This window comes from Streptomyces sp. NPDC046197 (genome assembly GCF_040646295.1).
Taxonomy (GTDB): domain Bacteria; phylum Actinomycetota; class Actinomycetes; order Streptomycetales; family Streptomycetaceae; genus Streptomyces.
The window spans coordinates 97597-116302 of sequence record NZ_JBEYZY010000018.1 but is presented as its reverse complement, the minus strand read 5'-3'; the positions used below and the strand labels follow the sequence as shown (position 1 = coordinate 116302).

Genomic DNA, 18706 nt, shown 5'->3' with positions numbered 1-18706 from the left:
CATGGTCACCGATCCCGGGTCGGCCACCGACCCGCGGCCGACGCTCGCCGTGTGGAAGTTCGCCTCCTGCGACGGCTGCCAGCTGACCCTGCTCGACTGCGAGGACGAACTCCTCGGCCTCACCGAGCGCGTACGCATCGACCACTTCGTGGAGATGACCCCGGTCGAGGGCGCCGACGGGGAGCGTGCGCGGCCGGACGGCCGGGGGCCGTACGACCTCTCCCTGGTCGAAGGATCGATCACCACCGCGGAGGACGCCGAGCGGATCCAGCACATCCGTCGTATCTCCCGGCACCTGGTGACCATCGGAGCCTGCGCCACCGCAGGCGGCATCCAGGCACTGCGCAACTTCGCCGACATCGACGAGTTCCTCGCCGCGGTCTACGCCCAGCCGGAGTACATTGCCACGCTGGAGACCTCGACACCGATCTCGGCCCATGTTCCGGTCGACTTCGAACTGCGCGGCTGCCCCATCGACCGGCGCCAGCTCCTCGAAGTCATCACCGCCCACCTGGCCGGACGCAAACCCCAGATCTCCAGCCACAGTGTCTGCTTCGAGTGCAAGAGGCGCGGTACCACCTGCATCACCGTGGCCCACGGCACCCCCTGTCTGGGGCCGGTCACGCACGCCGGGTGCGGCGCCATCTGCCCCGCCTACGGACGCGGGTGCTACGGCTGCTTCGGACCGACGAGCGGGCCCAACCTGCGCTCCATGGTCGCCCAGTTGCGCCACGACGGGATGAGCGAGCAGGACATCCAGCGTGTCTTCCGCACCTTCAACGCCGCGTCGCCGGAATATGCCCCCGTACCCGAGCTCGCGGCCGAGGAGCAGGACAGCGCTCGGGCCCGGACAACAACCCGCCCCGAAAGGCCCGCATGAACCATCGCGGAACCCGCGTCCTGCGACTGGACGCGCTGGCCAGGGTGGAGGGCGAAGCCGCCCTCCACCTGCGGGTCCAGGAGGGCACGGTCACCGAGACGCGGCTGCGCATCTACGAACCGCCACGCTTCTTCGAGGCATTCCTGACCGGCCGGGGCCACACCGAACCCCCCGACATCACCGCTCGTATCTGCGGCATCTGCCCGGTCGCCTACCAGATGAGCGCCTGCCAGGCGATCGAGAACGCCTGCGGTGTCACGGTGCACGGCTCGCTCGCGGAACTGCGCCGCCTGCTGTACTGCGGCGAGTGGATCGAGAGCCACACCCTGCACATCTACCTGCTGCACGCCCCGGACTTCCTCGGGCATGCGGACGTCGTGGGACTTGCCCGCGACCAGCGAGCCGCCGTAGAACGCGGCCTGAGAATCAAGCAGACCGGCAACGCGATCCTCGAACAGCTCGGCGGCCGCCCCATCCACCCGGTCAACGTCCGGGTCGGCGGTTTCTACCGGACGCCGGCACCGGACGAACTCCGTCCGCTGGCGGAACGGCTGCGGCAGGCCCGCGAGGATGCGCTGGAGACCGTCCGCTGGGTGGCCGGGTTCGACTTTCCCGACGCCGTGATGGACCACGACCTGTTCGCACTGCGCGACCCCGGCCGCTACGCCATCGACTCCGGAACACCGGCGGTCATGGCCGCTCATGACCAGGGCCCGGCGCTGCGCGAGTACCCCTTGTCCGACTTCGAACAGCACGTCCAGGAAGGGCAGGTACCGCACTCCACCGCCCTGACGGCCACCCTCGACGGCCGCCGCTACCTGACCGGCCCGCTGGCCCGCTATGCGATCAACGGCCGGTGGCTTCACCCCGAGGCCGCCGAGGCGGCGCGGGACGCCGGGCTGGGCGACCCGGTGACCGGCGCCATCTGCGACAACCCCTTCCGGAGCATCGTCGTACGCGCCGTGGAAGTGGTACACGCCGTCGAGGAAGCCCTGCGCGTCATCGACGGATACGAAGGATCTCCCCAGCCGGCCGTCGACGTCCCGCCGCGCCAGGGAGCCGGCGCCGGGGCCACCGAGGCGCCCCGCGGGCTGCTGTACCACCGCTACGTCCTCACGGAGCACGGCACGCTCACCGAGGCCCGCATCGTCCCGCCCACGGCCCAGAACCAGACGGCCATCGAGGAGGACGTGCGCAGGGCGGTCCAGGCACGCCTGGACACGGCCGGGCCCGCCGCTGACGACGAGGAGCTCACCCATCTGTGCGAACGGGCCATCCGCAATCACGATCCCTGTATCTCCTGCGCCGCCCACTTCCTCGACGTCACCGTGGAACGTCCATGAGCGGCCGGGTCGTGGTGATCGGTGTGGGCAATCCGCTGCGCGGTGACGACGGGGTCGGCCCGGCTGCGGTGGAGGCCTTGCGGGGCCGTGTTCCCGACGACACCGTCCTGGTGGCCAGTGACGGTGAACCCGCGCGCATGCTCGACCTGTGGCGTGGCGCGGACACGGTGGTCGTGGTGGAAGCCCTCCGTGCACGGTCGGGCGGGCCGGGCGAGCTGCACACCCTGACAGCGGCGGAAGCGGCCTGCCGCACAGCGCGTACAGCGAGCACGCACGCGCTCGGCCTGGGGGAGTGCCTCGCCCTGGCGGAAGCCCTCGGTCAGCTGCCACGCAGGCTCGTGGTGCACGCCGTGGAAGTGGCCGACATCGAACTCGGCGCGGGCCTGAGCGAAGCGGTGCGGTCGGCGCTCCCCGCGTTGATCGACCGCGCCGCCGCCTCCGTACGGCAGGCATACGAAAGGAACCCCTAGCGACGGTTCCGGGAGGACCCGCGGTGGCCGCCCTCACGCGAGGGGCAACGAAGCCTTTCGCGCCGGTGACAGGGGCGTGGTCCGGAGTAACCGGGCGGGCCCGGCACGTACGCACGAGTAGAAGGGCCACTTCGGGCTCCGGCTCGGCCGGATGAGCCACACAGTGCTGCACCGTGCTCACAGACCTGGGCCGGCTTTCGTCTCAGTTCTCAGCCGAAAAGACTCCGCACCCGGATCGTTTCGACGCGCCGCCACGAGCCGCCGGGCAGCAGCAGCCAATCGCCCGCCGCGCCTCGGGCACCCCGGCGGACGGAGCCGGCCATCGGCTGCGCGGCCGGGACCCGGGCGGTCTCGTGCGGCGGCAGCCTGGCGCCGCAGCAGGCGCGCTCGGCTCGCGGGTCGACTCGGGTGCGCTTGCTCATCGCCCCTCCGTCCACGGGACCGTCGCCCCGGTACCCTGCCCCGGACAAACACGGGGACACACAAAGGGTTGGGGCTGTTCTCGGTGCCGAGGCCGTCGCTGTCGGCACATCTCAGGATCGCTCCCGGGGCGTCCTCGCCCGGTGGGGCCGAACGGCACTCACGAGGACCGTGGGACCCATACCCGGCCGGTCCTTCGCGGTCGGTGACGATCCCACGCAGCAGCCCGTCCTCGACGACGAGGACCGACCCGACGGCGGACTCGGCCATCCGCCGGGTCGACTCCGCGAGGGAGAGGTGCGGAGCGACGCTCACCGGCGGGGTGGTCATCACCTCGGAGACCTTCACGCGACTACTCCTCGCCGCCGGGAGCCGACCGCGCTCCGCATGCCGCCGCACGGTGATCGCAGGCGCAGGACGCCGTCGACGGACAGGAAGTGGAAGGCCCAGGGCTGTGCGTTGTGCGGCGGCGGTGCGGCTGCGGCGTCCGCCACGAGCGCGGTGACGGAGTTCGCGTCCAGTGCTCGAGCAGTCACGGTTGCTTCCCTTCGCGTGACGACCCGCGGTTCACACGGGCGTCGACGGAACCGCGAAGACGGGACAGTGGGCGTGCTGCAGTACTCCCTGGCCGACCGAGCCCAGCAGCATGCCGGTGAAGCCGCCGCGACCCCGGGTCCCCACCACCAGGCCCAGCGCGTGGGCCGAGGCGTCGGTGAGCGCCTGCACGGGGTGCCCGACGACCAACTCGTGACGCAGGTCCACTTCCGGGTAGCGGGCGTGGCGACCGGCCACGATCTCGGACAGCAACCGGCGGCATTCCTGCTGAGATTCGTACTCGTCGAAGATCCTGAGGTGACTGGGCTGCCAGACGTACAGGGCTCGCAGCTCGGCGCGGCGCAGGGCCGCCTCCTCGAAGGCCAGGTCGACCGCGACGGCGGAGCGCTCGCTGCCGTCGACGCCGACGACGTAGTACGCGGGGTCCTGGGTGATGTGCTCCGGCTCCGGCACGACCACCACTGGGCAGTGCGCGCGGGCCATGACCGGCAGGGCGACCGAGATGGAGTCGAACACCTCCTGGACCCGGCTCAGGTGCCGTGAGCCCAGGACAACGGCCGTGGCGTCGCGGCTCTGCCCGCGCAGCACCCGGACCGGGTCGCCCTCCGCGAGCAGGACGTCCACCTCGACCTGCGGGTGCCGGTTCGCGACGAACTCCGCGGCCTCCTCGAGCACCTGCTTCCCGGCCTTGTTCAGCGCTTCGTTCCATTCCTCCCAGGAAGGTGGGGCCACCCGCCTTCTGTATCCGCTGGCCGGTACGCCTTCGGCGTGCACCGCACGCAACGGCAGCCGGCGGCGGGCTGCCTCGTCGGCCGCCCAGGCGAGCGCCATGCGCAGGGAGGGATCCGGGTCGACGCCCACGACGATCGGTTGGCGATCACTCGGCCTGGACATGGCCGCCTCCGGCCACCAGCTCGCCGGGAGCCGACGGTGCGTCAGCCGATGCGCGCTCCGGAGCCCGGGCAGGCGTCAGATGCCTGATGCAGGCGTCAGGTCCGGGGAAGTACAGGGTCACCCGTCCGTTGTCGGCCCAGCGCACGTCGTACGGCGGGCTGCCGTCCGGATGGTGGAGCCCGACGACCTCGCCGTCCCGGGCCACGACCCCGGCTGTGGTGCCCCGTACGACGATCTCGTCGCCGACGCGGGCCCGCATGGAGGCGCCGGTTGCCTCAGGGCGCGCACTCGACGCTGCCTTCTCGGTGGGTGCAGGAGCGGTCATCGTCCTCGCCTCCTCACTGCGGCGGCGCGGAGCGGTGCCGCCGATCCCATCGAAGCCCCCGATGCGCCGGAGCTCCAGGGGCCATTGGTCCCCGCCCCGGACTCGTCGGCCCACCGGGGCCGGTCACTCCTGGCCGGCCGATCGCACGGAACGAGGGGCCGCGATGCCCGGGGCGGTGGCGGCGGCGACGTTTCTGGTGCACGCGAAACCCACCAGGGCGTCGGACATGGTGATCGCCGCCGGGTGTGGTCGCCCTTTCGTCACCGGTCTGATCGCCAACGACCAGGAAAAAAAGGGACCTCAGGTACCCAGGGCATGGGCTGTTCGGCTTCAGCGGCGCGGGGCCGTGCGCGCTGGACTGGAGGTGTCGGCAGCCGCGACCGCAGCGAGGAGGTAGCGCGGTGGCCACACTGGCACGCAGGCAGAGGTTCGCCTTCCCGGAGATGCCGGACTGGTTCGAGAGCCTTCCGGCCCGCTTCGGGATGCCCACGATGGGCGCCCTGTACACGGTCCGCGTCGAGGACTGCACGGAGGGCGGCCGCTATGTGATGCGGGCCGAGCTTCCGGGCATGTCTGCCGAGGACATCGACGTCTTCATCGGCGACGGGGTGCTGACCGTCCAGGCCGAGCGCACCGAGAAGGACGTCACGAAGAACCACAGTGAGATCCGGTACGGCACGATGAGCCGCAGCGTGACGCTGCCGCCCGGCGCGAACGAGGACGACGTAACGGCCGACTACACCGACGGCATGCTCACCGTCAGCGTGGGCCTGGGCGCCGAGAAGACGGAGGCCAAGCGCGTCGAGATCCGGCACGGCAGTTGACAGCAGGTGACGGCTTCCGGCGGGCCCCGCACGGGCCCGCCGCCGTCGTGCGTTCCTTGCCCCGCCATCACCGGGGGCCATGGGAGGCAGCCCAGCGACGCCGTACCGCTTCCTCGTGTTCGGCCTCCTCCAACCCCAGCTCCACTGCGGCGAGTTGCTGTTGCAGCCGGGGGATCCAGTGCCGGCGCAGGGCACGCACTCGCTGCCGGGTCCGTTCGGCCTCGGCAGTGAGCAGTTCGGCGGCTGCCCGGTGGACGGTGTGCTCCGCGGCGGCTCCGACCGCGGCACGGTAGGCCGTCTCGGCGTGCGCGAGGGCGGTGTTGGGCGGTGTTGTTTCGGCCGGGGAGCGGACGGGGTCGGCCCAGGCCACGGCCGCGGGACGGCGCACGCCCATCAGCGTGGCCCACTGGACGTCGATGTGCGCCCGGTCCGCGGGCACCGCCTCGGCCAGCGCCCGTTCGCCGCCGAGCAACACCCCGCGCACCAGCCAGACGTCCGCTTCGGCCAGTCGTTCCCGCCACACCCGGCCCGCTTCCTCCGCCGCCCGTCGCGCCGCGCGCTCCCGGTCCAGCAGGAGCCGGAGCTTGCGTTCCAGCAGGTCTGCTCCGCGCAGTGCGGTGGCGAGACTGCGGCGAAGCCGCAGCCGCCCGGCCCGACCCGGCGGCACCCGGCGTCCGTGCACGCTCACGACGGCGCCTCCTTCAGCGGCAGGGAGTGGGCCTCGAGCAGGTCGGCCGGGATCATGCCGAGCTGGCTGCGCGGCAGGGCCAGCAGCACCTCCCAGGCCCGGTCCAGTGACTCGTCCAACGGCCGGTTCTCCTCCCTGTCCTGGGCGAGGAACCGGTTGCGGAATGCGTCCTCCAGGTCGAGGTGGCGCAGGTCGGTCGGGCTGAGAGCCTGCCGCCCGATCAGGTCGGCCAGTTCCCGCACCTGCCGGGACCGGGCCAGTGCGGCGATCAACTGCGCGGCGACGGCCGGATGGTCCGTGCGCGTCCGTCCCGCTCCGGTTCCCTTGCGCATCAGGCGCGACAGTGAGGCCAGTGGATCGACGGGCGGATACGTGCCGCCGCCGTGCACCTCGGCGGACAGGACGATCTGCCCCTCCGTGATGTAGCCGGTGAGGTCCGGCACGGGGTGCGTGATGTCCCCCGCCGGCATCGTCAGCACCGGCAGGACGGTCACCGACCCGGGGCGGCCCCTGATCCTGCCGCAGCGTTCGTAGAGGGAGGCGAGGTCGCTGTAGAGGTAGCCGGGGTAGGCCCGGCGGGCCGGGATCTCGCCGCGCGCGGCGGACACCTCGCGCAGCGCCTCGGAGTAGGCCGTCATGTCGGTCATCAGCACAAGGACGTGACGGCCCTCCGTGAACGCCAGGTGCTCGGCCACCGTCAGGGCGAGGCGGGGGGTGAGCAACCGCTCGATCACCGGGTCGTCGGCGGTGTTGAGGAACAGGACCAGTTCCCGTGCGGCGGAGCGCTGCGCCAGCCCGTCACGGACGAACGCCGCGTCGGCGTGCGTGAGTCCCATGCCGGCGAACACCACGGCGAAGGGCTCGCCACCGCACGTCGCCTGGGCCGCGATCTGCACGGCCAGTTCCAGGTGCGGTAGCCCGGCCGCCGAGAACACCGGCAACTTCTGGCCCCGTACCAGCGTGGTGAGCACGTCCACGGCGCCCACACCGGTGAGCACCGGCTCGTTCGGCGGTTCCCGGCGCACGGGGTTGATCGGCGCCCCGCCGACCGCCGCGTAGGAGCCGCCGAGCACCGGAGGCCCGCCGTCGGCCGACTCGCCCCGCCCGTTGCACACCCGTCCCAGCCATCCGGTGCCGACCGGGATCCGCAGTGGCGTGCCCGAGAAGGCGACGCGGGTGCCGGTTCGGTCCATGCCGGCCGTGTCCTGAAGGACCTGCACCACCGCGAGATCCCGGTCGACTTCCAGGACCAGCCCGTGTCGTCGTTCTCCGGAGTCGAGGACGATCGTGGCGAACTCGTCCCAGCCGACCCCGCTCACCCCTTCGACGACGACGAGGGGGCCGCGCAGTTCCCGTACGCCCGTGTACTCGATGTCCGCGAGGCCGCTCATGCCGCCTTCTTGAGCCGGGCCAGCACGGCGTCGCGGGCCGCCGCCACCGGAGTGGTCTGCGCCGGGCCCGCCGTCTCACGTGCCCGCAACAACGGGGTGAAGTCGACCGCCTCGACGTCCTCCGCCCGGGCACCGGAGTCCGTCAGTTCCACACAGCGGTCGATCACCGCCAGTACGGCCTCCACGAGAGCCGTGGTCTTCTCGGGGGCGCTGTAGGCGTCCGCCGGTGACAGCGCGCTCTGCTGGATCAGGGCCTCCCGCAGCAGCCGTCCCGCGAGCACGCTGATCCGCTCCCGCGGCGGCAGGGCCGTGATGCCGACCAGTTCGACCAGGTCGGCGAGCCGGTCCGCCTCGCCCAGCAGCCGCGCCACCCGTCCGCGCCGCTCGGCCCACTCGGCGTCACCGGCCCGCGCGTGCGCGGCGCTCAGCGCGGCGGCGTCGCGGGAGAAGGAGTCCGCCCAGGACACGGCCGGATAGTGCCGTGCGTAGGCGAGTTCGCGGTCCAGGCTCCACAGACACCGCACGAAGCGTTCGGTGTGCGCGGTGACCGGTTCGGTGCGGTCCCCGCCCGGCGGGGACACGGCGCCGATCACGGTGACGGAACCGGTCGTGCCGCCGAGGGTGCGCACGGCGGCGGCCCGCTCGTAGAACGCGGCCAGTTGCGAGGCGAGCCCTGCCGGATAGCCCTCCTCGGCGGGGAGTTCGCCCATACGCGAGGCGAACTCGCGCAGCGCCTCCGCCCAGCGGGAGGTCGAGTCGGCGATCAGGACGACGTCGAGCCCCATGTCGCGGAAGTACTCGGCGACCGTCGCACCCGTGTGGACACTCGCCTCGCGGGCCATCATCGGCATGTTGGAGGTGTTCGCGATCGTCACGGTCCGCTCCGCCAGACGGCCCCCGGTGCGCGGATCGGTCAGCTCGGTCAGCTCCTCGATGACGTCCGCCATCTCGTTGCCGCGCTCGCCGCAGCCGACGTAGACGATCACGTCGGCGTCGCACCACTTGGCGATCTGCTGCAGCAGCATGGTCTTGCCGGTGCCGAAGCCGCCCGGCACGGCGACCGTGCTGCCGCGGGCCACCGGGAAGAGCAGGTCGACGGCCCGCTGACCGGTGTTCAGCGGCACGTCGGCCAGCAGCCGCCGGGAAACCGGCCGCGGCCTGCGCACCGGCCAGGACTGCGCCATCCGCACCTGGTGGCCGCCCACCACGGCGACCACGGCGTCCGCGGAGTGCTCGCCCGCTGCCGCGATGCGGGTCACCTCGCCCGAGAGGTCCGGAGGCACCAGAAGCCGCAGAGGCACGCTCGCCGCGATCTCGCCCAGGACGTCCCCGGCTGCGACCCGTCCACCCTCGGACACCCTTGGCGTGAACTGCCAGGCGCGCTGATCCGGTGCGGCTCCCGGCCCGGTTGTCAGGAGGAGGTCCCCGGCGCCGTCCAGAGGACGCAACAGACCGTCGAACACGCCGCCGAGCAGGTCCGGGGCCAGGCGCACCGACAGGGGCCGACCCTGTGGCTCCGCGGCGTGTCCGGGGGCCAGCCCGCCGGTGTACTCGTACGCCTGGACGGTGGCGGTGTCGCCGTGGATGGCGACCACCTCGCCCGGCAGCCGGTCATCGCCCAGCACGACCAGGTCGTGCATGGCGACCGAGGCGGGGCAGCCGATCTCCACGAGGGGACCGGCGACCCGGAGGACATGAGCCGCATCCCTGGCAAGGCCGGTCGCCGGGCCGCGGGGCATGGCCTGCGGGCATGTCCCACTGCCGGACTGTGCTGACGCCGGGTTGCCGCGGACGCTCACGGTGGCCCCCACAGTGCCTCGGCCCGCACCCCCAGCCGGTTCAGGGCGCGGTCGGCGAGGGCGTCCGCCGAGAGATCGACCCGTCGGCCGGGCACCTCGGCAGCCACTCCGCCTCCTGCGGCGGCAGTGACCCGTGCCCGTGATCCCAAGAGGGCCCGCGCGGCCTCCCTGAGCCGAGTCTGCGGGACGGCACCCTCCGCCAGCGCCCGGCGCACGCCCGCGCGGATCCTGGCGCGCAGCTCCGCGTACACCTCGGCGCGGGCCGCGAGTTCCACCGCCCAGGCGTCCTGCACCGTCCGCGCCCGCTCCCGGCCCGCCGCGGCGGCACCGTCGGCCGCACCGAGGTCCCGGGCCCGCGCGAGCAACGCCTCGGCCGTGCGGCGCGCCGCGCGCAGGGTCTCCTCAGCGTCGGCCCGCGCGTGGTCCAGCACGGCATCGGCCGAGGCCCTTGCCGCGCGCAGCAACTCGGCGCGCACCGGATCCAGCGCGTCCGCGGGCGCCGCCATCAGGGCATCACCACCGTCAGCGGCCGGGACGGATCCGGCGCCGTCGCCGCGCTCCCCAGCGCTTCGGCGGCCTCGGCCGTGAGGATCACCAGGCTGACCGTGGCCGGAAGCGTCCGCCAGGCCCGGCGGACGGCGTCCGGGTCCTCCGCGACAAGGACGTCGACCCCGGCCAGCGCCAGACCGCACACGCCGGTCCGAGTGCCGATGGCGGCCACGGTGCCCATGGTCACGCCTTTCCGATGAGCAGGACGGCGACCACCAGCCCGTACACCGCGATGCCCTCCGCCAGGCCGACGATCACCATCGCCCGGCCGAACATCTCCGGTCGTTCGCTCAGCGCCGCGAGCGCCGCTGCACCCGTGTACGCGACGGCGATCGCGGCCCCGATGGAGGCCCCGGCCACCGCGATGGCCGCCCCGATCAGAGCGGACCCGTTGACCGCGCCGGAGGCGGCGGCCTGGGCCGACGCCTGCGCGGGGCGCACGAGCGCCGTGGCCAGGACGACACAGGCGCCGCCCAGGAGGGCGAGGTTCGTGGCGAGGAGCCAGCGGAAGGCGTGCTTGGTCCGGTGTCGCCGCAGCAGCCGGACGGCACCGAGCACCGCGGCCAGGACCGGCAGGACGATCAGCCAGGTGAGCATGGGATCACCTTCACAGCGCGGTCGGCAGGTTCCACCGGGGAAACGTGCCAGGGACGGAACGGGCGGCCCTCCGTCTCGAAGAGCCGGGAGAACAGCTCGTAGAACTCCAGCCGCAGGGCCTGCACACCGGCCACCAGGGCCTCCAGGCCGAACGAGACGGCAGTGCCCACGGCGAAGAGCAGCACGGCGCCCGCTGCCCCGGCGGCACCGCGCGCGGCCAGGCCTGTGGTGCCGCGCCACACCAGGTCGGCGAGTGCAGCGTGGGTGAGGCCGAAGGCCGCGAGCCGGGCGAAGGACAGTGTGTTGGTGCCCGTGCGCACGACGATGTCGAACAGCCGCACCGCCGTCTCGGCGAGTCCCGCGCCGCCGCCCGCCGTGGCCCGGAACAGGCCGTACGCCACCAGCGCCAGCCCGGCCCCGGCGAGCGCGGCTCCTGCAACGGCCGCGGGCGGCCGGTGCAGGAGCAGGCCCGCCGCGGCCAGGGCGAGCCCCAGGTAGAACAGCAGCCCTGCACAGCCGGATGCCGCGTACAGCCCAGTGCCCCAACCCCCCTCACGTACCCGGTTGGCCGCGCCGGCGGCATGCGCGAGGGCGAGCAGTCCCGCCCCGAAGAGCACGGCGGCGGCCAGCAGGCGGGCCGCGCTGTGCAGCGGGCTCAGCCACAGCACCGGCAGCAGTCCGGTCGGTCCGAAAAACTCGCCGTAGGCGGCGCCCGCGAGCATGGCGGCGGCTCCGGCACCCGTCAGGAACGGCCAGAGACGGCTCAGCGGGGCGAACCGGCGGGGCCGCCCGAGGCGCAGCGCGAGCGCGCCGAGCAGGAGCAGCGCGCCGTGTCCCACGTCGCCGAACATGATCCCGAACATCGCGACGTAGGCGAGGCCGGCCGGCCACGAGGGATCGAGATCGGCGTAGGCCGGTGTGCCGTACGTGGTCACCAGCGGAGTGAAGGAGACGGGGCCGCCCGGCCGCAGCAGCGTCGGCGGATCGGTGCCGCGAGGGGACGGCAGAGGCAGCAGAGCGCCACCCGCTGCGGCCAGTCGGCCCGCGACGCGCGACACCTCGCCGGCCGGACACCACCCGGCCAGCGCGGCCACGTCCCCACGCCGTACGGCGCCCTGCGCCCGTTCCTCCAACTGGGCTTCGCCCGCCAGCAGTCCGACACTGTGCTGCCGTTCCAGAAGGTCCAGGTCGGGTGCGGCGGCGGCCAGCACGGCGGTCGCGGCGCTCTGCGACTCCGCCGCGTCGCCATGCCCTCGCATCCGCTGCAGCCGCACCGCCGCCGATCCCGGAACGGCCTCCTCGGCACGGTCCAGTTCCACGCAGCCCTCCTCTGCGATCCGCACCAGCGCGTCCCGCAGGGCCGCCTGCGGCACGACCACCGCCACGCGGCGCATCCGGACCGGCGCCATCGCCTCAGGCCAGGGCATCGAAGACCTCCCCCGGCCGTCCGCCGCGGGCAGCCGACTCCAGCGCGGCCCGCACCCGCCAGGCGTCCACCGACAGCACGGCGACCGCGCCCACGACCACGCGCGGCCCGTACCGGCCGTCGCGCAGCAGAGCCGCGCCATCGGCCAGCACCGTCCGCCACCAGCGGGTCTCGGCCCGCCACAGCTCGCCCGGCGCCTCCACGTCGGCAAGAACCCACCGAGCCGCCGAGGGGAGGCTTCCGCGGAACTCCTCGTACGTGGTGGCGGTCGGCGCACGCGCCCCGAGCAACCGTGCCGCATCGCGCAGTACGGGCCCTGGCAGCGAGCGCCGGTGCACGAACAGTTCACGGGCGGTCAGCAGCACGGCCCGTCCCTGGGCCCAGCGGCGTGCGGACGGCACGGCGACGGAGGTGCGCCGTGCGGCAGCCATGCGCATGCCGGTGACCAGCGCCCATGGCGTGTCGCCACCGGGGTCGCCCCAGGGTGAGGCGGCGAGGGCCGCCCGCAACCGCGCAGGGGTGTCCGCGCGCTCCAGGCTCCGCCAGGCGGTCTCCAGCGCCCCGAGCCGGTACGGCTCGGGCACGTCAGTGCGGTGTCCCGCCGGTGCGGGCAGTCGGGAGATGACGTTGGCGATCTCGAAGCCCGCGGCGAGCGGGACGAGCAGGCGGGCACCGCCTGGCGGCAGCCAGCCGGCCAGCACGCGCAGATGCCACAGCAGGGTTGCGGACACCGCCCGTTGTGCCCCGGGCAGGTCGGCCGCAGTGCGCGTGTACCTCGAGTACGGCGTTGCGGCGAGGCGCTGCAGGCCGTCGTCGAGCGTCGGGCTCGCAGCGATTTCCAGTATCCCGTCGGCACCCGGGTACCGGCCGACGAGGGTCTTGGCGCGCACCGTACCGGCGACCCAGCCGGCGCTCATGGCGGTTCGCCCCACCCGCCTGCCAGACGCAGGGCGTCGTCCACCGCGCGCTCCACCAGATCCGGCATACGCTCCCTGGCCCGCTCCCGGACCGCCGAGGCCGCACGATCTCCAGCGGCGCGAAGGGTGTCCGCCTCGCGCCGTGCCTCCCGCAGGAGGGGTTCCGCGGCCTGCCGGCGGACCACTGGGGCCTGCTCACGGGCGGCCGCCACGAGGCGTGCCGCCTCCCGCGCGGCCTCTTCCCGGATGGCCTCGGCCGCTTCGTCCGCGGCGTCCCGGATGCGGGACGCCTCCTGCTGCACCTCCGTCAACCGCGCGAGGGCGGGCTCCAGTTCCGCGGCGCGCTCCGCCGTACGGTCGGCGGGCACGCCGGTGGCGGACGCTCCCGGCGTGCCCGCCGGGCGGAACCGCTCCAGGAAGTCCCGCAGGCTCATCGGCCAGCCTCCTGCCGGTCGGCTGTTCCTTCAGTTTCACCGTTGTCGTGCCTGCACGCACTGGATAGGGCTGTCAAGCCGTCGCACCAGGGCCGTTCGGCTCTTGGCGTGGGCGGGTACAGCGGAAGACTGGGATGGTAGGAACTCGAGGGAGTCCGGAGGCCATCGTGAACACCCACGAGAACTTCTCCACCCAGGCCGAGGCCCGGCAGTCGTCGCCCTCCCGTCCCTGGAGCCCCGGTGAGACGGCGCGGCAGGACATGCTTGTCCGCTACCTGGGCGCCGTTGCCACGGCCGCGGCCAGACACGCCGGCACCGAAGCGCCGCCGGTCCCTGCCCGCGGCACCGCCCACCCGGCACCGTCGGCCGCCGCCCCCGTGCAAGGGCCCTCACCGCCCGAGGCCGGGTTCGCGCTGGTCCGGGACGTGATGGACGTGCCCGCCGCGTCTGTCCATGACGACCTGCCGTACCGCGACATCGCCCGCCTGCTGGCGCGCGAGCAGGCGGGTGCGGTCCCGGTCGTGGATGCCGAGGACCACGTGGTCGGCGTCGTCTCCGAGTCCGATCTGCTGGCGAAGGTGGCCTTCGAGGCCTCGGGCCACCGGCCGGGACCCATCGGCAGGCTGCGCGAGCGCCGGATGCACGGCAAGGCCCACGGTGAGACGGCCGCCGACCTGATGACGAGCCCCGCGATCACGGTGCTGCCGGGTGCGACGGTCGCCGAGGCCGCCTGGCTCGCCGCACTGTCCCGGCTGAAGCGGCTCCCCGTCACCGACCACGAGGGCCGCCTGGTCGGCGTCGTGCGCCGCAACGCGCTGCTGCAGGCCCTCATCAGGGACGACGCGGGAATACGGGCCGAGGTCGAGACCAGGGTCGAAACCCTCTGCCCACCGGGCGACCGGGACGCCGTGGAGGTGGCCGTGCACGACGGCATCGTGGAGCTGACTGGACGGGTGCCGACCGCGACGATGGACCGGCTGGTGGCGGAGGTCGCGGGGATCGCCGACGTCGTCGAGGTGAAGAACCTCCTCACCGCCGGCTGATCCCGGGCTCCCTCAGGCGTGTGACCCCAGGCTCCCTGAGGCGTGCTGGCCGGAGTGGTGCTGGTCCGGTCCGGACGGGAAGCGAGGACCGCTGTCTGGACCCGGCTCAGGCACGGCTTCCTCATACAAGTCGAGCACGGCCTCCTCGTAGACCGGGTACGCCGGTTCCGGCACGCGGCTGCGCAGGGGACGATCACGTCCCGTCGGCGGCGAGGTCGAACTTCACGTCCACGACGCCCTCGACGGCGCGTACCAGGCGAGCGGCCACGGGGACCAGGGAGGCGTCGCGGATCCGGCCGACGAGCGTCACGACCCCGTCGCGCACTTCCGCCCGGATGGCCGAGGCAGGCGGCGGGAAGAGGTAGGCCACGATCTCGCGCCGGACCTCCTCGGCGATGTCCTCGTCCTCGCGAAGGAAGACCTTGAGCAGGTCGGCGCGACTGACGATGCCCTCCAGCACGCCGAGATCGTCCACCACGGGCAGCCGTTTGACCTCCGCCCGCGCCATGATCCGCGCGGCCTCGGCGAGGGTGGCGTTCGCCCGGACGGTGACCGCGGGGGAGGACATCAGCTCCTCCGCGGTGAGCGCGCCGGTCTTGGCGAGGGCGGCGGGGCGGCGCAGCCGGGCGTAACCCTCCCCCGGGGTGTCCCGGAACTCCTCCGTGGGCAGCAGATCGGCCTCGGAGACCACGCCGACCACCCGGTCCTGGCCCTCCAGCACGGGGAGGGCGCTGACCTGCCAGTCCTCCATCATCTGCACGATCTCCTTGAACGAGGCCCGTCGGCCGACGGCGCCGACCGTGTGAGTCATGACATCGCTGACGATGTGTGGGATGCCGGACATGATGACTCCGTGAGGTCCTCGGCTGCGGTTCCACCGCTTCCAGCGTGGGCCGGTGCGGAGGGGTGGAACAGGGGCCGCCCGGCCCCGACAGGGGACATGCGGCCCCTGACCCTGCCACCCTCCCACCGCAACTCTGGAAGCGGACCGTTCAGCCCCCGGAGGTGGAGACCATGTCCCGCACCATTACCGTCGGACTCGACGGCTCGCCCGAGAGCCGTGCCGCCGCCGAATGGGCGGCCCGTGAAGCACTGCAGCGTGGCCTGCCGCTGAAGATCGTCCACGTGTGGGAGCCGGTGCCCGAACCGTTGGCGCAGGCTCCGCTGGTGGGACCGGAGACCCATCAGGACTGGACGGAGAGGATCCCGCGAGAGTCGGCCGAGGGCATCCGGCTGCGCCACCCCGGCGTTGAGGTGATCGCCGATCAGCTCACCGGGAACCCGGCCGACGCCCTGTGCGAGGCGGCGGGCTCCGCCGAACTTCTGGTGCTTGGCTCGCGGCGTTTCGGTGGGATCGGCGGGTTCATGGTCGGTTCCGTCAGCCTGGCCGTGGTCGCGTACGCCGAACGGCCGGTGGTGCTGGTACGGGCAGGGGAACAGGCCTCGGACGAGCACGAGACGGCACCCGGGGACGTACCGTCCGACGCGACACCCTTCCGGCCCGTGGTCCTGGGTCTCGACACCAGTGCCCCGGACGGGACACTGCTGGAGTTCGCCTTCGACGCCGCCGCCCGCCGGGAGACCTCCCTGCGGGTCGTGCACGGCTGGAGTCCGCCGCCCACCTACCTGTACGGCATGTCGGCCGATCTCGAAGCAGGAGGCTCCGTCGCGCGCCACGAGGCCGCCGTCCTGACCGAGGTGCTGCGCCCCTGGCGGCAGAAGTTCCCGGACGTTCAGGTGATCGAGGCGAGCCGGTACGAAAGCGCCGCGCCGGCCCTCGTCAACGCCTCCCGCGACGCCTCCCTGGTCGTCGTCGGCCGACGCATCCGCACCAGTCCCTTCGGTGCCCACATCGGCCATGTCACCCACGCCGTCCTGCACCACGTCACCGCGCCCGTCGCCGTCGTCGCGCACGGCTGAGCCGCTGCTCCGAGGAGAAGAACGATGAAGGCAGTGGTCGTTCGCGCGTTCGGCGTGGTCGTCGAAAACCGTGCCGACCCGCCGGTCGGGCCCGAGCCGCCGTGCGGCTCGGGCGGGGGACGGTGAGGATGATGGATCTTCCGATCGTCGTCGGTGTCGATGGCTCCGAGCCGAGCCTGAGAGCCGTGGACTGGGCCGCCGACGAGGCCGCCCTGCGTGGTGCGCCGCTCCGGCTGGTGTATGCATCCCCCTGGGAGCGCTACGAAGGCGTCTCCCTCGCGCACGCCCTCGGCAAGCCGGACGAGCAGGTGCTGGCCGAGGACATCATCGAGGCCGCCGAGCGGCGCGCCCACCGTAGGCAGCCAGGGGTGAAGGTCACCGCCGACGTGCTGCCCGAGGAGCCGGAGTACGCGCTGCTGCGGGAGAGTCGCACGGCCCTCGTAATGGTCCTGGGATGCCGTGGCCGCAGCGGCATGACCGAGGCGCTCCTCGGTTCCGTCAGTGTCACAGTGGCCGGTCACTCCCACTGCCCGGTGATCGTGCTGCGCGGCAGCCACGACAACCAGGCCCGCGCAGGGGCACACGGCCGCATCGTCCTGGGTGTGGGCGAGAGGCCGACGGGCTCGGCAGCCGTGCGGTTCGCGGTCGAGGAGGCACTGCTCCGCGGTGTTCCGCTGGAGGCCGTTCGGGCCTGGCAGCGCCCCGCACACGCGACCACGGGACATCCGCTGATCTTCGGTGAACCGGCCCACCTGTGGGAACGGCAGGCGACGGAGGTGCTGGAGGAGGCGCTGCGAGACGTCCCGGCCGGCCTGCGGGTGCAACGGCGTGCGCTCGAGGGCCGCGCCCGCGACGCCCTGCTGGTCGTGTCCCACGAGGCCGACCTGCTGGTCGTCGGCGCCCGCCGCCGCCCGGGCCACTTCGGCCTTCAACTCGGCCGCGTCGCCCACGGCGTGCTGCACCACGCCGCGTGCCCGGTGACCGTCGTACCAGAGCCTGCCTGATCATGCCCTGCGGCCTCCCGGCCGGCCCGCGTCGCATGCGCAGCTCGGTGGCCGGTGTCGGGGCCTCGCCGTGCAGGCGTGCGGCGCCGCCCAGCATCCACAGGGTGATGCCGTCCACCTGGGCACCGCCTCGGCCCGACAGCGGCCCACGGCAGGCGCCCGACAGCGGCCCACGGCAGGCGAGAGCAGGCCGCGACGATGACACGGACACCGCCACCGCCGTGACCCGGGTGTGGCTATGGCGCCGACGGCGCACTCCGCTCCGGCGGCACGGCGACGTCGTTGAGGTTTGGACCGTGCTCGCGGCTTGGATCCTCGCCGTTCTCGGCCGTTCTCGGTGGAGTCTTTGCAGGCGTGGCGGATACGGACGGCTCGCCGCACAAGGGCCGGGCTGAGGTGTTCCCCGGCGCCCGGCCGGAACCCGTACAGCCGGCTCATGCGGCGGCGTCCGGCCGAATGGGGCGCGGAGTGGAAGCAGGTCGGACCCGAATGGCGAAACCTCAGCCGCGACAGGGCTGAACGCGGTCGCTCCTGCCGACTCGTCATCCGGACCGAACGCCGCAACCGGGTGGCGCGCCTTTCGGGCAGGAGCCCGGGCCTGGTGGTTCATTCCGTGTCTGCAGCGGCGAGCCGGCAGTCCACACCCACCACGCCTTCGACGCCCCGCACCATGCGAACGGCCAGCTGAATCCGGGCGGTGTCCTGGACCCGGCCGGTCAGTGTCGCGACTCCTTCGGTGACCGTGACGTGCACGGGCTCGACCGGCGCCGGGAAGAGGACGTCGACGATGTCGCGCCGGATCTCGTCGGCGAGGTCGTTGTCCGGGCGCAGGAACACCTTGAGCAGGTCCCCGCGGCTGACCACGCCCTCCAGCAGCCCCTCGGAGTTCACGACGGGCAGCCGCTTGACGCGTCGCAGCGCCATGATGCGGGCCGCCTCGGCAAGTGTGGCGTCGGCATGGACGGTGACGGCCGGGGTGCTCATCAACTCCTCCGCGGTCACCGCCCCGGCCTTGGCCAGGTCGGACAGTCGGTTCAGTTGGGTGAACCGGTCCGGATCGCTGTCCCGGAACTCCTCTTTGGGCAGCAGATCGGCCTCGGACACGAGCCCGATCACCCGTCCGTCGCCCTCCAGCACGGGCAGCGCGCTGATCCGCCACTGCTCCATGCGCTCGACGATGTCCTTGAACAGGGTCTTGCGGCCCACCGCCACGACTTCGCGCGTCAT

The 18706-nt window shown here is 73.1% G+C and carries 22 protein-coding genes and 1 pseudogene; 7 read left to right on the top strand and 16 right to left on the bottom strand.

Translation table 11 applies throughout. From position 1 onward, the window contains the following. The first annotated feature begins 1 nt into the window (after position 1). From AB0A61_RS24805 to AB0A61_RS24795, 3 genes are read left to right on the top strand one after another with little or no spacing between them, the layout of a single operon-like run. Positions 2–880, top strand: a complete 879-nt coding sequence (locus AB0A61_RS24805) for an oxidoreductase (RefSeq protein ID WP_361296113.1) — start codon at positions 2–4, stop codon at positions 878–880. After that, positions 877–2223 (top strand): nickel-dependent hydrogenase large subunit, encoded by a 1347-nt coding sequence (locus tag AB0A61_RS24800; RefSeq protein ID WP_361296111.1) that lies wholly within the window; start codon positions 877–879, stop codon positions 2221–2223. The genes AB0A61_RS24805 and AB0A61_RS24800 overlap by 4 nt, the downstream gene beginning before the upstream one ends. Further along, positions 2220–2693 (top strand): hydrogenase maturation protease, encoded by a 474-nt coding sequence (locus AB0A61_RS24795; RefSeq protein ID WP_361296108.1) that lies wholly within the window; start codon positions 2220–2222, stop codon positions 2691–2693. Before AB0A61_RS24800 ends, AB0A61_RS24795 begins: the two co-directional genes overlap by 4 nt. 209 nt (positions 2694–2902) lie before the next feature. On the opposite strand, the gene AB0A61_RS24790 is transcribed toward AB0A61_RS24795, so the two are convergent. The 5 genes and pseudogenes from AB0A61_RS24790 to AB0A61_RS24770 all read right to left on the bottom strand — a co-directional run bounded on the left by AB0A61_RS24790 (position 2903) and on the right by AB0A61_RS24770 (position 4887). Further along, the gene (locus AB0A61_RS24790) at positions 2903–3115 is read right to left on the bottom strand and encodes a hypothetical protein (protein ID WP_361296255.1); all 213 of its coding nucleotides are present in this window, start codon (positions 3113–3115) and stop codon (positions 2903–2905) included. A 208-nt stretch (positions 3116–3323) separates the two neighbouring features. Beyond that, positions 3324–3443, bottom strand: a pseudogene (locus AB0A61_RS24785) (CBS domain-containing protein); the annotation flags it as partial. 14 nt (positions 3444–3457) lie between these two features. Further along, on the bottom strand, positions 3458–3649 hold the full coding sequence (locus AB0A61_RS24780; protein WP_361296105.1) for a hypothetical protein: 192 nt from the start codon (positions 3647–3649) through the stop codon (positions 3458–3460). A 31-nt stretch (positions 3650–3680) separates the two neighbouring features. Beyond that, a complete protein-coding gene (locus AB0A61_RS24775) occupies positions 3681–4562 on the bottom strand; it encodes a universal stress protein (RefSeq protein ID WP_361296102.1) in 882 nt (293 codons plus the stop codon). After that, entirely contained in the window at positions 4546–4887 is a 342-nt protein-coding gene (locus AB0A61_RS24770; RefSeq protein WP_361296099.1) for a DUF1918 domain-containing protein, read from the bottom strand. Before AB0A61_RS24770 ends, AB0A61_RS24775 begins: the two co-directional genes overlap by 17 nt. A 401-nt stretch (positions 4888–5288) precedes the next feature. Here AB0A61_RS24770 and AB0A61_RS24765 point away from each other — a divergent pair, with 401 nt between their 5' ends. Continuing rightward, complete coding sequence (locus AB0A61_RS24765) at positions 5289–5711, top strand: Hsp20/alpha crystallin family protein (RefSeq protein ID WP_361296096.1); 423 nt, start codon at positions 5289–5291, stop codon at positions 5709–5711. A gap of 67 nt (positions 5712–5778) precedes the next feature. Here the strand turns inward: AB0A61_RS24765 and AB0A61_RS24760 are convergent, their stop codons facing one another. From AB0A61_RS24760 to AB0A61_RS24720, 9 genes are read right to left on the bottom strand one after another with little or no spacing between them, the layout of a single operon-like run. Further along, the gene (locus AB0A61_RS24760) at positions 5779–6399 is read right to left on the bottom strand and encodes a V-type ATP synthase subunit D (protein ID WP_361296093.1); all 621 of its coding nucleotides are present in this window, start codon (positions 6397–6399) and stop codon (positions 5779–5781) included. Continuing rightward, positions 6396–7790 carry a V-type ATP synthase subunit B gene (locus tag AB0A61_RS24755; protein ID WP_361296090.1) on the bottom strand — a complete coding sequence of 465 codons (1395 nt, stop codon included), beginning with the start codon at positions 7788–7790 and terminating at the stop codon, positions 6396–6398. Before AB0A61_RS24755 ends, AB0A61_RS24760 begins: the two co-directional genes overlap by 4 nt. Beyond that, on the bottom strand, positions 7787–9529 hold the full coding sequence (locus AB0A61_RS24750) for a V-type ATP synthase subunit A (RefSeq protein ID WP_361296087.1): 1743 nt from the start codon (positions 9527–9529) through the stop codon (positions 7787–7789). The genes AB0A61_RS24755 and AB0A61_RS24750 overlap by 4 nt, the downstream gene beginning before the upstream one ends. A 56-nt stretch (positions 9530–9585) precedes the next feature. Beyond that, positions 9586–10095, bottom strand: a complete 510-nt coding sequence (locus AB0A61_RS24745; protein ID WP_361296084.1) for a hypothetical protein — start codon at positions 10093–10095, stop codon at positions 9586–9588. Beyond that, positions 10095–10319 carry a hypothetical protein gene (locus AB0A61_RS24740; protein WP_361296081.1) on the bottom strand — a complete coding sequence of 75 codons (225 nt, stop codon included), beginning with the start codon at positions 10317–10319 and terminating at the stop codon, positions 10095–10097. The genes AB0A61_RS24745 and AB0A61_RS24740 overlap by 1 nt, the downstream gene beginning before the upstream one ends. A gap of 2 nt (positions 10320–10321) precedes the next feature. Continuing rightward, entirely contained in the window at positions 10322–10735 is a 414-nt protein-coding gene (locus AB0A61_RS24735) for an ATP synthase subunit C (protein ID WP_361296078.1), read from the bottom strand. Next, the gene (locus AB0A61_RS24730) at positions 10720–12162 is read right to left on the bottom strand and encodes a V-type ATPase 116kDa subunit family protein (protein ID WP_361296075.1); all 1443 of its coding nucleotides are present in this window, start codon (positions 12160–12162) and stop codon (positions 10720–10722) included. Before AB0A61_RS24730 ends, AB0A61_RS24735 begins: the two co-directional genes overlap by 16 nt. Beyond that, positions 12149–13078, bottom strand: a complete 930-nt coding sequence (locus AB0A61_RS24725) for a hypothetical protein (protein WP_361296072.1) — start codon at positions 13076–13078, stop codon at positions 12149–12151. The genes AB0A61_RS24730 and AB0A61_RS24725 overlap by 14 nt, the downstream gene beginning before the upstream one ends. Continuing rightward, the gene (locus AB0A61_RS24720) at positions 13075–13512 is read right to left on the bottom strand and encodes a hypothetical protein (protein WP_361296069.1); all 438 of its coding nucleotides are present in this window, start codon (positions 13510–13512) and stop codon (positions 13075–13077) included. The genes AB0A61_RS24725 and AB0A61_RS24720 overlap by 4 nt, the downstream gene beginning before the upstream one ends. 167 nt (positions 13513–13679) lie before the next feature. On the opposite strand from AB0A61_RS24720, the gene AB0A61_RS24715 reads away from it, so the two are divergent. Continuing rightward, positions 13680–14555, top strand: coding sequence for a CBS domain-containing protein (locus AB0A61_RS24715; protein WP_361296066.1), 876 nt, complete (start codon positions 13680–13682; stop codon positions 14553–14555). Positions 14556–14748: 193 nt separating this feature from the next. Here the strand turns inward: AB0A61_RS24715 and AB0A61_RS24710 are convergent, their stop codons facing one another. Further along, positions 14749–15399: a CBS domain-containing protein gene (locus AB0A61_RS24710; RefSeq protein ID WP_361296064.1), complete on the bottom strand. Its 651-nt coding sequence runs from the start codon at positions 15397–15399 to the stop codon at positions 14749–14751. A 170-nt stretch (positions 15400–15569) separates the two neighbouring features. On the opposite strand from AB0A61_RS24710, the gene AB0A61_RS24705 reads away from it, so the two are divergent. Both AB0A61_RS24705 and AB0A61_RS24700 read left to right on the top strand, forming a co-directional pair. Beyond that, positions 15570–16475: a universal stress protein gene (locus tag AB0A61_RS24705; RefSeq protein ID WP_361296061.1), complete on the top strand. Its 906-nt coding sequence runs from the start codon at positions 15570–15572 to the stop codon at positions 16473–16475. A gap of 131 nt (positions 16476–16606) precedes the next feature. Continuing rightward, complete coding sequence (locus AB0A61_RS24700; protein ID WP_361296058.1) at positions 16607–17479, top strand: universal stress protein; 873 nt, start codon at positions 16607–16609, stop codon at positions 17477–17479. A gap of 606 nt (positions 17480–18085) precedes the next feature. On the opposite strand, the gene AB0A61_RS24695 is transcribed toward AB0A61_RS24700, so the two are convergent. After that, the gene (locus AB0A61_RS24695) at positions 18086–18706 is read right to left on the bottom strand and encodes a CBS domain-containing protein (RefSeq protein WP_361296055.1); all 621 of its coding nucleotides are present in this window, start codon (positions 18704–18706) and stop codon (positions 18086–18088) included.